This window comes from Paenibacillus agaridevorans (assembly GCF_018604145.1).
GTDB lineage: Bacteria > Bacillota > Bacilli > Paenibacillales > Paenibacillaceae > Pristimantibacillus > Pristimantibacillus agaridevorans.
In genome coordinates, this window is sequence record NZ_CP075889.1 from 3,862,200 (window position 1) to 3,876,345 (window position 14,146).

At 49.5% G+C, this 14,146-nt stretch carries 17 protein-coding genes; 8 read left to right on the plus strand and 9 right to left on the minus strand.

Going from position 1 to position 14,146, the window contains the following annotated elements; genetic code table 11:
* Positions 1–5: 5 nt before the first annotated feature.
* Both KJW29_RS16285 and cyoE read right to left on the minus strand, forming a co-directional pair.
* Positions 6–620 (minus strand): SCO family protein, encoded by a 615-nt coding sequence (locus KJW29_RS16285; protein WP_214630565.1) that lies wholly within the window; start codon positions 618–620, stop codon positions 6–8.
* 39 nt (positions 621–659) lie between these two features.
* The gene (cyoE, locus tag KJW29_RS16290; RefSeq protein ID WP_214630566.1) at positions 660–1,565 is read right to left on the minus strand and encodes a heme o synthase; all 906 of its coding nucleotides are present in this window, start codon (positions 1,563–1,565) and stop codon (positions 660–662) included.
* Between the two features lie 213 nt (positions 1,566–1,778).
* Between cyoE and gerQ the strand changes: the two genes are divergently transcribed.
* On the plus strand, positions 1,779–2,327 hold the full coding sequence (gene gerQ / locus KJW29_RS16295; protein ID WP_214630567.1) for a spore coat protein GerQ: 549 nt from the start codon (positions 1,779–1,781) through the stop codon (positions 2,325–2,327).
* Positions 2,328–2,402: 75 nt separating this feature from the next.
* Here the strand turns inward: gerQ and KJW29_RS16300 are convergent, their stop codons facing one another.
* The gene (locus KJW29_RS16300) at positions 2,403–2,693 is read right to left on the minus strand and encodes a hypothetical protein (RefSeq protein ID WP_214630568.1); all 291 of its coding nucleotides are present in this window, start codon (positions 2,691–2,693) and stop codon (positions 2,403–2,405) included.
* A gap of 95 nt (positions 2,694–2,788) precedes the next feature.
* On the opposite strand from KJW29_RS16300, the gene KJW29_RS16305 reads away from it, so the two are divergent.
* Positions 2,789–3,775: a metal-dependent hydrolase gene (locus KJW29_RS16305; RefSeq protein ID WP_214630569.1), complete on the plus strand. Its 987-nt coding sequence runs from the start codon at positions 2,789–2,791 to the stop codon at positions 3,773–3,775.
* Positions 3,776–4,168: 393 nt separating this feature from the next.
* On the opposite strand, the gene KJW29_RS16310 is transcribed toward KJW29_RS16305, so the two are convergent.
* Positions 4,169–4,378: an alpha/beta-type small acid-soluble spore protein gene (locus tag KJW29_RS16310; protein ID WP_087570528.1), complete on the minus strand. Its 210-nt coding sequence runs from the start codon at positions 4,376–4,378 to the stop codon at positions 4,169–4,171.
* 139 nt (positions 4,379–4,517) lie between these two features.
* Between KJW29_RS16310 and KJW29_RS16315 the strand changes: the two genes are divergently transcribed.
* From KJW29_RS16315 to KJW29_RS16325, 3 genes are all read left to right on the plus strand, one after another.
* Positions 4,518–4,709, plus strand: coding sequence for a DUF5325 family protein (locus KJW29_RS16315; protein ID WP_214630570.1), 192 nt, complete (start codon positions 4,518–4,520; stop codon positions 4,707–4,709).
* Between the two features lie 124 nt (positions 4,710–4,833).
* On the plus strand, positions 4,834–5,916 hold the full coding sequence (locus KJW29_RS16320; protein ID WP_214630571.1) for a permease: 1,083 nt from the start codon (positions 4,834–4,836) through the stop codon (positions 5,914–5,916).
* A complete protein-coding gene (locus tag KJW29_RS16325; protein WP_214630572.1) occupies positions 5,913–6,812 on the plus strand; it encodes a TIGR03943 family putative permease subunit in 900 nt (299 codons plus the stop codon). The genes KJW29_RS16320 and KJW29_RS16325 overlap by 4 nt, the downstream gene beginning before the upstream one ends.
* Before the next feature lie 117 nt (positions 6,813–6,929).
* Here the strand turns inward: KJW29_RS16325 and KJW29_RS16330 are convergent, their stop codons facing one another.
* Entirely contained in the window at positions 6,930–7,313 is a 384-nt protein-coding gene (locus KJW29_RS16330) for an O-methyltransferase (RefSeq protein ID WP_087570524.1), read from the minus strand.
* 281 nt (positions 7,314–7,594) lie between these two features.
* Between KJW29_RS16330 and KJW29_RS16335 the strand changes: the two genes are divergently transcribed.
* The 3 genes from KJW29_RS16335 to KJW29_RS16345 all read left to right on the plus strand — a co-directional run bounded on the left by KJW29_RS16335 (position 7,595) and on the right by KJW29_RS16345 (position 9,892).
* A complete protein-coding gene (locus KJW29_RS16335; RefSeq protein WP_246608851.1) occupies positions 7,595–8,857 on the plus strand; it encodes a methyl-accepting chemotaxis protein in 1,263 nt (420 codons plus the stop codon).
* A 146-nt stretch (positions 8,858–9,003) separates the two neighbouring features.
* Positions 9,004–9,207 (plus strand): hypothetical protein, encoded by a 204-nt coding sequence (locus KJW29_RS16340; protein WP_214630573.1) that lies wholly within the window; start codon positions 9,004–9,006, stop codon positions 9,205–9,207.
* Between the two features lie 25 nt (positions 9,208–9,232).
* The gene (locus KJW29_RS16345; protein WP_108994594.1) at positions 9,233–9,892 is read left to right on the plus strand and encodes a polysaccharide deacetylase family protein; all 660 of its coding nucleotides are present in this window, start codon (positions 9,233–9,235) and stop codon (positions 9,890–9,892) included.
* Positions 9,893–9,945: 53 nt separating this feature from the next.
* On the opposite strand, the gene KJW29_RS16350 is transcribed toward KJW29_RS16345, so the two are convergent.
* The 4 genes from KJW29_RS16350 to KJW29_RS16365 form a co-directional block, all read right to left on the minus strand.
* Positions 9,946–10,599, minus strand: a complete 654-nt coding sequence (locus KJW29_RS16350) for a 3D domain-containing protein (RefSeq protein WP_246608743.1) — start codon at positions 10,597–10,599, stop codon at positions 9,946–9,948.
* 112 nt (positions 10,600–10,711) lie between these two features.
* Positions 10,712–11,488: a CAP domain-containing protein gene (locus KJW29_RS16355; protein ID WP_087570522.1), complete on the minus strand. Its 777-nt coding sequence runs from the start codon at positions 11,486–11,488 to the stop codon at positions 10,712–10,714.
* A 257-nt stretch (positions 11,489–11,745) separates the two neighbouring features.
* A complete protein-coding gene (locus KJW29_RS16360; protein ID WP_214630574.1) occupies positions 11,746–12,771 on the minus strand; it encodes a Gfo/Idh/MocA family protein in 1,026 nt (341 codons plus the stop codon).
* A 217-nt stretch (positions 12,772–12,988) separates the two neighbouring features.
* Positions 12,989–13,762, minus strand: coding sequence for a sugar phosphate isomerase/epimerase family protein (locus KJW29_RS16365; RefSeq protein WP_214631168.1), 774 nt, complete (start codon positions 13,760–13,762; stop codon positions 12,989–12,991).
* Positions 13,763–14,146: the final 384 nt, after the last annotated feature.

Below are 14,146 nucleotides of genomic sequence, written 5' to 3' on the forward strand. Positions count from 1 at the left end.
TTCAATTACTTAAGCAGTCTGTCGACCTGGTCTACGATATCATTTGCGGTTAGATTCTCGTCGCTGCCTTTAATCAGTTGACGGATTTGGTCATTTTGGTCGATTAGAGCGATGAGGTTCATATGGGAGAACGTTTCGCCGCCTGGATCCTTCATAACCGATATCCTCATCTCGCTGGCCAGCTTGATTGTTTCATCCCCGTCGCCCCTTAGAAAGTGCCAGCCGTCGCCCAGCTCGGCCGAGGTGCGTTCCGCGAAATTGCGAATGACTTCCGGCGTGTCCCTCTCCGGATCGAACGTGATGGAGATGAGCTCGACATCCGTTCCGAGTTTGCCTTGCTCACGAAGTTTCTCCTGAGCTTCCGCCAGCAGGAATGTCGTAGGCGGACACACATCCGGGCAATTCGCGAAGTAATAGTACACGAGCCGCACTTTCCCGCTCGTCGATGCGAGCGATACAGGATTGCCGTCGATATCGTTTATCTCGAAAGCCGGAGCTTGCTTTATTACGGGCAACGGCGCTTCCGGCTTCCAAACATAAGTAAATAATAAATAGATGCCCATCACCGCGCATAATGCCAGTACGGCAATCTTGAACGCATGTTTGCGTAAAAATGCCACTTCCAGTCCACCTTCCATGAGGCTTTGCCTGTCCTTAAGTTACTTCACCGTATTCGCAATCATCGCCACAAAGACGATCATCAAATAATTGACCGAGATCAAGAAATTGATCTTAGCCCACTTCTCCGTATCCTTTGTCATCAGTCCGCTGATGGTATGTACAAGCCATACGACGCTCAGCGCCGCGGAAATAATCAAGAAATAAATGCCGGCGTATCCATACGTGTATAACAATACAACAGTTGGCAGCAGAAGCAGCACGTAAGGAATCATCTGGAGCTTTGTCCTCTTGATGCCTTTGACTACCGGCAACAGCGGGAAGCCCGCTTCCCGATATTCTTCGACCCTACGAATCGCAAGCGACCAGAAATGCGCCGGCTGCCACAGGAACAACAGGGCGAACAGCAGCCACGCCCCTGCATCCAATTCATTTGTTACCGCGCAATACCCGATAACGGGGGGCATTGCTCCGGAGACTCCGCCGATCGATGTGCTCCACGTCGAGCTTCGCTTTAGCCACATTGTATAGATGACAATATATACAAACCAGCCCAGCAATCCCAGCAGACCGGTTAATACACCCAATGCGAATAGAGTGGCGAGCCCCGCGATGCCAAGTATAATGCCGTAAGAAAGTACGGCCGTTGGCGACATTCGGCCCATGGGTAACGTACGATTGCGCGTGCGCTCCATCTTTTGATCCAGCTCGCGATCCCAATAATTGTTTACGACCGTCGCCGAAGCCATTGTCAGCGTCGAGCCGACCAACATCCATAACATGGGCAGGATGTCGAGATCCCATTTGGAAGCTACCCAGAATCCGCCAATCGCAGCGAACATATTTAACCGGAGAAGCCGGGGTTTCGTTAAAGCAATCAAATCCTTAAGCACAGAAGCTAGCCTCCCGAGTTTTACGACAAGACGCCTGCAGCGTCTCTCTATCATTAATGCACCGTTTCTAATCATACCGAAAAATATGGGCGGTGACAATGTTCGCCATCTTTATTCATGAATTCGACACTTGGATGACAATTCCAACCAAATTCGATTTTGTCACCAATCCGCCCATCCTCCCATACATTAACCATGTAGTGTAACGCCTACTCCAAACCAAACCCCAATCAGCATGAACACGCATGAAAGCGAGGACGATTAGAAATGAGTACGTTCGGATACAAGCAACAAGTGAGCACCTCTGACGCCAGCATCGGCTTGACGTCAGCTCCATATGGTTATCAGCCATACGGTTATGGTTACGGATACGTGAACCGTGGTATACAACAAACGCCTTACGGCATGTCCCAGGGAACGATGATGCCAACCAGCGCCATGATGCCTCCCAGCTCCGTTCCCAGCGGATCGTTTATTGCGCCAGGCGGCGGCAACATGGTTACTTTGCCGGCTATGGAAGAATCCTATGTCGAAAACATACTTCGCTTGAATCGCGGCAAGCTCGCGACGTTCTACATGACTTACGAGAACAATTCCGAATGGAATGCCAAGATATTTAAAGGCATTATCGAAGCTGCCGGACGCGATCATATTATTATCAGCGATCCTTCAACAGGTATGCGTTACCTGCTTCTCATGCTTAACCTGGATTACGTCACGTTCGACGGTCCAATCAACTACGAATACCCGTTCCATGGTTCTGTTGTAACACCCAGCACTCCGCTAACGGACGCAACCGGCATGAACGGACAATAACCCTTATCTATCCAGCTCTCTAAACCAACTGTCATTCGCATGGTTCGTCACCCCTGGACGGCGTTGCGCGATGTCTTAAGAAGGCGAATGAGCAGGCTTGAACGTCCATACATGAAGTTTGGCTGAACCGCCAAGTATCATCGGTGTCAATACAGCCCAAGAAGAACGCTCGCTGCAGCGTTCTTTTTTGATTCGCTCCGCCTGTGCGACATCGGCTGCTCTCCAGATTTCGACGAACAAGCCCGGCTGATCCGTCCCCTCGTACAGCTCGACGCCCTCCGTCTCCTTTAATAATAATTTCGTTGCCGCCTCATATTGCTCCTGAAATCCAGGGCTGATCCGATATTCCGCGAAAGTAATAAACATCTGGCGCAAGTCTCCTTTCGATTGTGATAAAGTTGTCCCACTTCGGGCGATACTATGCTTAATCGCACATCATGAAGGAGGTTGGCATACCGCCAATGGATACAGGAACACATTTGGTAATGGGTATCGGCTTGGCCGGTCTCGCCGCGGTTGATCCCGTTGTCGCCGCAAGTCCAGTCGTTCACACTGCCGTGCTGCTCGGCACGGTCGCGGGCTCCCAAGCTCCCGATCTCGACAATCTGCTCAGACTCAAGGGGAACGCATGCTACATTCGCAACCATCGGGGACTTTCGCACTCCATTCCGGCCATTCTGATATGGTCGGCAGCGATCACCCTCATTCTTCAGCTGTTTTACAGAGGGAGCCTGCCTTGGCTGCACGTCGGAGGATGGGTACTGCTGTCGGTCGTTCTTCATGTATTCACCGATTTGTTTAATGCGTACGGCACCCAAGCCATGCGTCCATTCAATGAGAAATGGATTTCCTGGAACATTATCCATATTTTTGACCCGCTCATTTTTTCGGCCCACCTGATAGCCATTTTACTGTGGGCAACGGGTCTCGTAAATCCCGCTATTCTGTTTCCGGTCATGTACCTGTTCCTTGCCGGTTACTACGTCTGGCGGACGTTAGCTGCTAAAGCAACGGTCCGCAGACTTCGAACGCTTGATGCGAGCCATCGGCCCAACGATTCGTATTTCGCTATTCCGACCATCTCGATGTCAATCTGGAATATCGTCAAGCATAGCGAAGACGGCACGTTCTACGTCGGCAATTTAAGGGGGAGCAAGCTTAGTTGGGTCGACAAGGTCCGGTGCTCCAGCCATCCTGCAGTCGAGAAGTCCAAGAACGATGCGGCCATCCGTTCTTTCCTTTACTTTACAAGCTTTGCATGCGCCGATGTCAAAGAGCACTCCTGGGGATATGAAGTCCGATGGTGCGATGTCAGGTACCGTCACCGCAAGCAATATCCTTTCGTCGCCGTACTTCTTATGAACAAGCAATACGAGACAGTAGGCTCTTATGTGGGCTGGCTGAGCGACGAACGGTTGATGAAGCGGCTGCTCATGGATACGTATTAATGTATTAACGACTTACGTCTTACGTCTTCGGCAAGAGCGAAGACGGGTGATTGACTTAAGCATGCCCCTTCCCCCACAATGGTAAGGGGCTTTTATTTGGGGGCTTTCCAAGTCACTTCCGCCTATCGGACATGAATGACGCTATTCTTCGTTTTTTTAGGTTTTAGAAAATCTAACGGACAAACACGACCTTATTGACACCTCCAAAGCACCATTTGGCTTCAATACGACCCAATAGTGTTTTTCCTGTCCGTTAGATTTTGTTTATGGTTATAATCGGAAATAGCGTCGCTGGTGTCTGTTAGATTTTTTAATCCTAACGGAAAAATCCACAAATAAAAAAACCCAAGGTTTCCCTTGGGTCTCTGACGATCGCTTGTGTATAATAATCGCTTAACGGTTTCCACCGGACAATTGTTGCTCGGCGATTTGGACAAGCTTCTTCGTGATATAACCGCCAAGCGAACCTGCATCGCGGCTGGTTACATTACCATAATAGCCATCTGCCGGAATTTGAACGCCCAATTCCTGTGCTGCCTCAAGTTTTAATTGCTCCAGTGCTTGCGATGCTTGTGGGACAATAAGTTGGTTGCTACGTGACATCAGGTATTCTCCTTTCGTCCTCTGCACTTGTTTGTGTGTTGCAAGCTTGCAAACTTATTATGTGCACATCTCCGCAAACTATGCTGCAAGCTTAAAAAATATTTCACGCTGTTTCAAAGCGTCAAGGAGAGTTTCTATTATGTCCAAAACATTGTCCATGTTTTTTGCCGTATTGTCCATTTTGTTCATGAGCGCGACGGCGATATCCATCAGTTATAACGGTTGGTTCGTCCTGTTGTTCGGCATGCTGTCGCTCTTTAGCATGGGGGCAGGCTTTATCGTAAAGGCAAAGCTTCGACGCAAGGCGGAGAAGGCCCGTAACGGGGAATAAGCCTTCTCCATTTTTTCTTCCGAATGGTTGTCCTATCGACAGACTTTTTCGCATAGGTTATAGTATGAGTATCATTTCATATCGTAATCATTACTAATTAGTCGCGAAGAGGAAGGATGTACATATGCGAACCACATTATTCCGGATAGGCACGCCTGCTCTGGCAATCGGCTGTTTGATCATGATTTTCCTAATTGCGACGAATCGCGAGCTGCCGACCGTTGCTTGGGACGTCATATTGAATCCTGCCAATTTTCAATCCTTCAAAATTTTATTTATCAGCATTATTTTGGAAGCATTCCCGTTCATCTTGCTCGGTATCTTGTTCTCCGCGCTGCTACAAGTATTCGTTACGGATGAGATGATTCGCCGTATTATGCCTCGCAACCCCGTTGCCGGCGTCCTGGTCGGAGGACTGTTGGGTATTTTCTTTCCCTTATGCGAATGCGGGATGATCCCTGTCGTCAGACGATTGATTCGCAAGGGGATGCCGGCTTATATAGGAATCGTATATCTGCTTGCGGGACCCATCGTAAATCCCATCGTATTCTCGTCTACCTTCATGGCGTTTCGTACAAGCCCGGAGATCGCATACGCCCGCATGATCGCGGCGTTTGTCATCGCTGTTTTGATTGGTCTGCTGCTGTCCAGGTTTATGAAACAAAGCCCATTGCGGACGGATGGCAGACATGCGGCTAAAGGCGTCGCCCACTTTCATCATGATGTTAGCGTTCATGCGCATGATCATGTTCAGCCTAATTCCCATCCGCATAACACCATCGGCATTAAGAAGGGGCGGATCAGAAGCAGAATTTCCTCGACGATGTCGCATGCTTCCGAAGAATTTTTTGAGATGGGACAGTACCTGCTTATCGGCGCGTTGCTAACAGCCGTGATTCAGACGGTCGTAGGCAGAGACGTATTGGTCGGCTTCGCGGGCGAGCCCATGTTTGCTTATCCGTTCATGATGGCTTTTGCATTTATTCTTTCCATTTGCTCTACATCAGACGCCTTTATCGCTGCTTCGTTCAACGGCATCTTCCAGCCGGGACCGCTTCTGGCCTTCCTGGTATTCGGTCCCATGGTCGATTTCAAAAATACGCTAATGCTGATGTCCACTTTCAAGCTCCGGATCGTCGCCTTGCTTATAGCGCTTACCGCTGTACTGACCGTAGCCGCAACTATCATAGCCGAGGTGATTCTATGACGACGACCCAGCATCTTATCCGCTTCCTGCTTCTTGCCGGCTTCGCCATGTTAATCGTCTATTTGTTCCGCACGGGCGACATGACGCTGTTTATCGCTCCGAAAATGGAGCTGCTCGTGAAGTTGTCCGCAATAGGATTATATGCGGCCGCCATCTATCAGCTGTACGCAGCGCTTAAAGCGCGCAGAAAATCGCATGCCGCGGATTGCGATTGCGATCATCAACATTCTTCGTCGAGGACAAAAAACATCTTCGTTTACAGTCTCTTTATCCTTCCTTTGGCTCTTGGCTTCCTGACCCCCACCGGTACTTTGGGCAGCGCACTGGCCGCGAAGAAGGGGATGAGCTTCACGGGCAACGAAATGATATCGCGGTCTGCGACAGAGACAAGCTCGGATCCCGTTTCGTTGTCAACGAAAGGCAGCTCAGGCAATATTAACGACAATATCCTGAACGAACTGTTCCCCTATGACGAATATACGGTCGATCACGCCAGGCTCGCCAAGCAGCTGTACGAACAGCCCCTCATCGTGGTCCCGGAGAGCCGATTCATCGAAACGTTGACCGCGCTTGATTTGTATCGCGACGCGTTTATGGGCAAAGAAATCGAAATAAGCGGCTTCATCTATCGCGAGGAAGAAATGGGAGAAGATCGAATGGCGATCAGCCGGTTCGCCATGAATTGCTGCTCAGCCGACGCGCTTCCTTACGGTCTGATGACGACATGGCCTAAGGCTAACAAGTACGCCGAAGACGACTGGGTCAAGGGTACGGGAAAGCTAGCTATCTCGAATTATATGGGAAAGGAGATACTTACGGTTGAATTGACCAAAATCGAACGGATTCCGGCTCCTGCTTCTCCATATGTGTATCCCGATCTGGAATTCGGATTCTAAGGGAACATCGCTTCAGCGACGGCTGGTTCCGCATCGCAACCTTGCGATTACTTCCGCCCGCAGGGTTCAATGATGTTAGGCCAGCCGTCCTACTCGGATTCCCTCCAAAAGATACCGTCAAGCCAATCTTTGAGGGGTGTAGCGGCTGTTCCATGCAGCCATATTGTAATTAGATTCGTACAAGACGCTTGCCGACCACGTATTGCTGCTGGGTTTCACTGCAAAATCATATAAAATTTCGCCATGCGTCCAATCCCTCCTGTATTTCAATGCTTCGATTGCCAGCTGACGGAATGCTTGTACCTGCTCCTGCGTTAATCCCCTGTCCTTGCCTTCAAGCTTGCCGTCCCTGCTTTCGATAGGATGATGTTTCATCCCGAACTTTCCCACTGCATTATTGCGAATGCAGATCTGCACGGTACCGGCTGCCGCATTCGTCAGCTCACCCTCCAACTGCCTGAATACGAAGTCTACTTGTCTTGCCAAAGATACCATTTCCATACTCGATAACCTCCTTTAGTGTTTCGACATTCTCACCTGCTGCTTCGACACCATCTGACGAAATCAAACATCGAATTGTCATTAATGGTAACATTGTCCATTATTTTCATCACCGAAAAAATACTTGGTAATTTCCGAAATTTCAATTGCGCTGAATGTCCTACATAGCTGAGTATAAAGTATCATAATTGCATTTCATTTATTAGGTCGACAATTATAGACCAAATTCGGGTCCAATGTTATAATGTGGTTATTCTAATAAAAGGAGCGCTTACATAATGATCCAATGGTACTACTCGCTTTCGGTGCGCAATAAACTAGTAATAACGACGTATTTCAATTTAGCGCTATTTGCCATTATTGCGATTCTTACGACAGCGCTCGCAAGCGGCCCGCTGCTTGCCATGATCCTGATTTCAATCGTGCTTGCAATTGCCGCATATCCAACCATTGTATTCGTGGACAAGGCCATAACGGGATCTTACGACGAGATCTCCGGCGCGGCTTATCGGATTGCAAAAGGAGATTTCACCCAAAAGATCGATATGTCAGCCAACTCCGGAGCTGGAGAACTGGGCCACTCCTTTAACAGCATGGTTGACAAGCTTCGCGATATTCTTACAGAGACTTCCAACATCATTCGTCACGTAGCCGAAACAAGTCGTGGCATATTCGATAAAAACAACAGCATTCAGACCGCCATGGAACAAGTTGCCGCATCTGCAGGGGAGCTCGCTACAGGAGCGAACGAAATTTCCGAGGACGTCTCAGATATGAGCAATTCCATTAACGAGATCGAGGAAAAGGTTGGAGCCTACGCCCATTCCACCAAAGAAATGAATGCGCGCTCCGATCAAACGATCGCCATCGTGGGACGAGGCAGGGAAGCATTGGAGATTCAAGCGGAAGGCATGCAGCGCAACATTGACGCCACTGCGCAAGTATCCGCTACGATTGAAGAACTTGCTCGCAAGGCGCAAGGCATATCCGCCATTACGACTACGATCTCCGATATCGCCGAACAAACCAATCTGCTGTCCCTAAACGCTTCCATCGAAGCGGCACGAGCAGGCGAGCATGGCCGCGGCTTTGCTGTTGTAGCTCAAGAGGTTCGCAAGTTGGCCGAGGAATCAACGTCTTCGACAAAGCAGGTATTCACGCTCGTAAAGAGCATTGATGAAGGCATTCGACTCGCGATCAACAATATGAAGGTTAACGAAGATGTCGTTAAGCTGCAGAGCGAGCACATTCGCCAGTCCGAACAGATATTCCAGGAGATCGAGCAAAGCATTCAATTTATTACGAATCAAATTTACGCGTTCTCGCAAGAGAGCGATGCCATGCTGGAGAGCGCTCGCCAAATCTCCGGAGCGATCCAGAACATCTCGGCGATTACTCAGCAGTCCGCTGCCGGCACAGAACAAGTATCCGCCTCCATGAACGAGCAGATCGCATCCGTTCAAGCCGTCGTACAAGAGACCGAACGCATGTTGTCCATGGCGACACAGCTGCAGCGCACGATTCAAGTATTCAAGATGAAATAATACAGCTTGCTTATCCTACTCAGCACCCAGACCGGGTGCTTTTTCTTTTGCCAGATAATCGCTTGCGTGACGTATGAAGGAACCGACCTGCGGGGAACCTACCCCATACACCATGCCAACAAGCTGCAAACATTACAGAAGAACGGATGAACCTGATTGATTATCAAATATGGGAAACTCGCAGTCGCAGCCGCAACAATCACCGCGCTCCTATTTTCAGCCGTACCTTCCAGGTCAGCTGCCGAAGCTGCGCCACAACAACAAAGCAAACAAAACGCTGCAGTAAAAGCGAAGCAAAAGAGCAGACCGCAGCAGAAGCGGGGACAGAAGCAAAAACAAAGGCAACGTAGACGGCCTGCAGCCCAAAAAGTGGATATGTCATGGGTCTCCTTGCATAAGCAGTACCCGAATGCCTTTTTGTTAAACGGTCCACGCAATCTCAAACGTGTAGCGCTGACGTTCGACGATGCGCCAGATCCACGGGTCACGCCTCAGATTTTGGATGTGTTGTCCCGCTATCGGATTTGCGCCACCTTCTTTGTTGTAGGAGAGAGGGCATCCAAACATCCGGATTTGGTCCGTAGAATTATTAGCGAAGGCCATATCATCGGCAATCACTCCTACAATCATCCCGTCTTCTCCAAGCTGCCGCTGAGCAAAGTCCAGCATCAAATCTGGCAGACGGATGGCGTCATTAAACGGATCGCCGGCGTAACGCCGCTCTTGATCCGCCCGCCTTACGGCGAGCTGCTCCCGCAGCAGATTCGTTGGAGTAAAGGCTCCGGTTATACAATCGTGAACTGGGATGTCGATTCCGAGGATTGGAGACGGAATCCTTCCAGCGCAAGGGTGCTTGCAAATATCCGCAAAACGTTGCAGCCCGGTTCGATTATTCTACAACATGCAGGCGGGGGAGAAGGACAAAGCTTGGATGGAACAATCCATGCACTGCCTGTTCTGATCGAATCCCTGCAAGGCAAAGGGTATGAAATCGTGACGTTGCCCGAGCTTTTAGGCAAGCGGGCATATCGTTAATTCCGGATTTCCCGTCAAAAACAAAAGCGCTCCGTCAAAGGAGCGCTCATTCATTATTGCAGGATATATACCGTTACATCTTGGAATCCGAACTTTTTGGCTTGCTGAGTCGTTCCGGGAACAAAGATATCGATCCGGTTGCCCTTGATGGAACCCCCTATATCCGTTGCGGTAGCGATCATGCCGCCTGCTGGCAAGCCATTGTAGCTGTACCCTTTTACGAACAATTTCGTTCCAAGCGGAATCATTTTAGGGTCAACGGCAATTGTGCCAACCTTGAGATTATTGCCAAAGTAATCCACCGCGCCCCATTTGCCATTTTCCGATGCCGCCGCCGTATAAGCCGTCGCCTTTACCTGCAGTTCTTTTTTGTAGCTATGCTTCGTGCCTCCGGGCGTTGTTACCGTCATCGCAGCAGGCGCTGCTTCCTTTTGAGCAGGTACGGGAGCGGCCTCTTTGCTTAAGGCAACAATGTCCTGACCGGGAATGACCATCTCGGATCCGATTTGCAGCTGATCCGCAACCATAGTATCGTTTGCACTCATTAGTTTCTTAAGAGGCACTTTGTATTGTAACGAAATTTGCCAAAATGTATCATTGGGTTCAATCTTATGTGTTTGTTCCGCAGCTTGCGCGTTGCCTGCGAATAGGGTTGTAGCACAAGTCAATGCAACAGTAGTCAAAGTAGTCAACATCCATTTGTTCAAAACGTTGTACCTCCAAAAAATGATTTGCCGCCGACGGAGAGAGGCCGCTATCAATGGCCATTCTCTCCCTCAAGCCGCATGGAATCACATCACGAAATACGAAACTTAAAGACTAGCCAGTAAACATTTGTACCCATTCACCATTTACATATCCCACGCCAATCTTCGTAAAGCTCGCATTCAGGATATTAGCTCTATGACCAGGGCTGTTCATCCAGTCCTGCATAACCCGTGCCGGAGTTGGCTGACCGGAAGCAATGTTCTCGCCCGCGGATCTGTAAGTGACGCCAAAGGATCTCATCATGTCGAATGGCGAGCCGTAAGTCGGCGAAGTATGGCTGAAGTAGTTATTTACGTCCATGTCTCTTGCCTTCTCCGTTGCTACTTTGTTCAACAAAGCGTCAGTCTGTAATGCTTTAAGACCAACCTTGGCACGCTCCTGGTTGACTAATGTGACAACCTGCGTTTGAAACTCTCCCATTCCTGTGCCGGTTGTCGGCGCTGGAGTCGGCTTCACCGTAGGTGCAGGCGTCTTCGTCGGCGCTTTCGTAGGAGCAACGGTCGGAGCAGGAGTCGGCTTAGCTGTAGGAGCCGGCGTTACGGTCGGCTTTGGCGCGGTAGTCGGATTAGCCGTTGGAGCCGGAGTCGGTTTCGTTACATCACCTGGCCACTTAATGACGATCCCATTGTACGAAAAGTTGATTTTGTTAAGGTCGATGCCATATTTGGACGCTATATCGTTAATTAGTGTGTAATTGATGTAGTTCAATTGCATCTTGAAACCGTTATCTCCGGCTGCAGCGTCCGCCTTCGGCACGGCAAAACCTGTACCGATCATCGTAGCCGCCAACAGGCTTGCTACCCCGATCCGAATGGATTGCTTTCTCATAAATCAATTCCTCCTAATTCTGCTAGAATTGTTCGGATATCCTTCCGACGTCCCTTATCTTAGCATGAGGGGATAGCCACTTCATGACACAATAATTGCCATTCGACACAAAAAAGGGAGCAATCCATTGTCCCGCCTGCTTTATTAGAATCTACTCATTGCGCAACAAATCTCGTATTTGTGCTTTAAACACAAAAAAAGAAGACCCCCGAAACATGCCACGGAGGACATGCGGAGATCTTCAGCTATACCGAAAACTAGTTGTTTACTTTAATGAATTGACCCGTTGCTTGGGATTCGAACGCGCACAGGATTACCTTAAGCGATTTGCGTCCGTCTTCTCCGGAAACAGCAGGCGTCGATTTCGTCAGAATGCTCGTCAGGAACGCATCTACAACACCGCTTGACTCTTGTTTGTCGTTCGTAGAGATAGCGCCTACTTTATGTTTCTCGACTGAACCGTTGCGCAGCTCAACGATAACTTGATCGTCCGGATGCGTACCGATTTTCATAACGCCGTTCTCGCACCAGAGGATCGTGCTGTTGTCTTCGCCTCTGTAATACGTCCAGCTTGCTACGAGCGTGCCGATCACGCCGCTCTCCATACGAAGCACACATGAAGCGTTGTCGTCGACTGCCGTCCCCTTCTTGTCGAGCGTGCCTACGAGAGCCGCGATTTCCGCCACTTCGTCATTTAGCAGCCAACGGATCAAGTCGGATTTGTGTACGCCGAGATCGCCCATGGCGCCCATGATCGCTTCATCCTTGCGGAAGAACCAGCTGCTCGCGCCATCAATGCTCCAAGCGTCAGGACCCGGATGGCCGAACGAAGTACGGAACGTCAGCACTTTGCCCAGAATGCCGGATTCAAGAATTTGTTTAGCCTTCACATGCGGAGGCATGAACCGTTGGTTGTGGCCAACCATCAGATTGACGCCATTGCTTTTAGCCGCTTGAATCATCGCTTCCGCTTCGGCGTCCGTTGCAGCCATCGGCTTTTCCACAAGCACGTGAGCTCCGGCGTTGGCAGCCGCGATCGACATCGGCGCGTGGAACGCGTTAGGCGTACATACGCTGACAGCGTCCGGCTTTACTTCGGCCAGCATCGTCTCATAATCGGAGAAAGCCTTGCCGCCATGTTTGGCTGCGTACTCTTCTGCACGTTCGATAATGGGATCGACGAAAGCGACAAGCTCTACGTCGGCGTGCGCAGCATATTCGGGAATATGACGATATTTGGAGATGGAACCACAGCCAATGACGGCTACTCGAACTCTAGACAATGATTTCCCCTGCTTTCTATAAGTGGTAGTTCAAAAAGTCCAATTTTGATTACGAAGTAACTCGAGAAGTATGTCGACATCGAATCTTGAATTCAGCCGGCACTTCCGGTGCTCACGTAGCTCCACTACGCTCCGCTCCTCAGTCCCTACTCTTCATCCAACCTTCTCGGTACTGAAAATCGGACTTTTTGAACTCGATCTAATAATAGCTTTCTAATTAGAATTGGTTCAGATAATTATTTTTCAGCCACTCCATGCTTTCCGCAACGGATTCCAGCGGCGGATTCGCGCAAGTGTCCTGTTCGACGATGAGCCATTCGACGTTGGCTTCTGATGCTGCGCCGATAATCGGCACAAGCGGCAAATCGCCCCGCCCCAGCTCCACGGTGTCGATGCCTTTACCCTTCTCGCCCGCACGGAAGTCCTTTAGATGAAGAAGCGGCAGACGGTCGGTATACTTCTTAATATAAGCAAGCGGATCCTTGCCGGAATATTGTACCCAGCCAATGTCCATCTCTACTTGCAGGTGCTCGGGGGCAATACGCGCATAAAGGGCGTCGAATACGATCTCGCCGTCGATCTCCACTTCGAATTCGAAATCGTGATTATGATAAGCGAACGTAATTCCTTCCTCGCGGAATCGTTTGCCGAATTGCTCGAATTTCACGAGATGGCCCCGCCAAGACTCGGCGTCGCGCTCCTCGAGCGGCAACCATGGGCAGATTGCGTAATTCGCGCCAATCGTTTTCAGGTAAGCGATTTCATTCTCCAGATTCGTATCCAGCGCCTGCAAACTGATATGGCTTCCGATTGCCGTAAGCTTCAGCTCTTGCAGCAGATCACGCAAAGTCTCCGCCTCAATCCCGCCGTAGCCGGCGAATTCTACGCCTTCATATCCCATTGCAGCGACCTTGCGGAGCGTTCCCTCGAAATCTGTGGCCGTTACGTCACGCAGCGTGTACATTTGCAAGCCAATGCCCATCCGTTTCATCATACCGCTCTCCTTTTATATGGATTTGTCATCTCTTAACTTTGTGCTTGTACAACCTCTATCATTATATACATCTTATGGAACAAAAAACAGTTGGCATATTAGCTTATTTTTATGCGATTTTGTCTTCTCTCTCGCTTCTTCCCCATGTATGATGGCTGCCGGTCGAGAACATATGCATGTTTTTCCTCCATCCTATTGCAAAATGTAATGATTACGTTATACTGTAAACACATTGATTACGGTCATTTACCGAATTATGAGAAGATTGTAACCATTTCATCACTTTTTTTTAATAAACATTTAAGAATTGTCCTTTACACTAGGAAAAACGATAGCCATTTCGACTTTTGCTCTAATGGCTAATATATCCGTCATAGGATG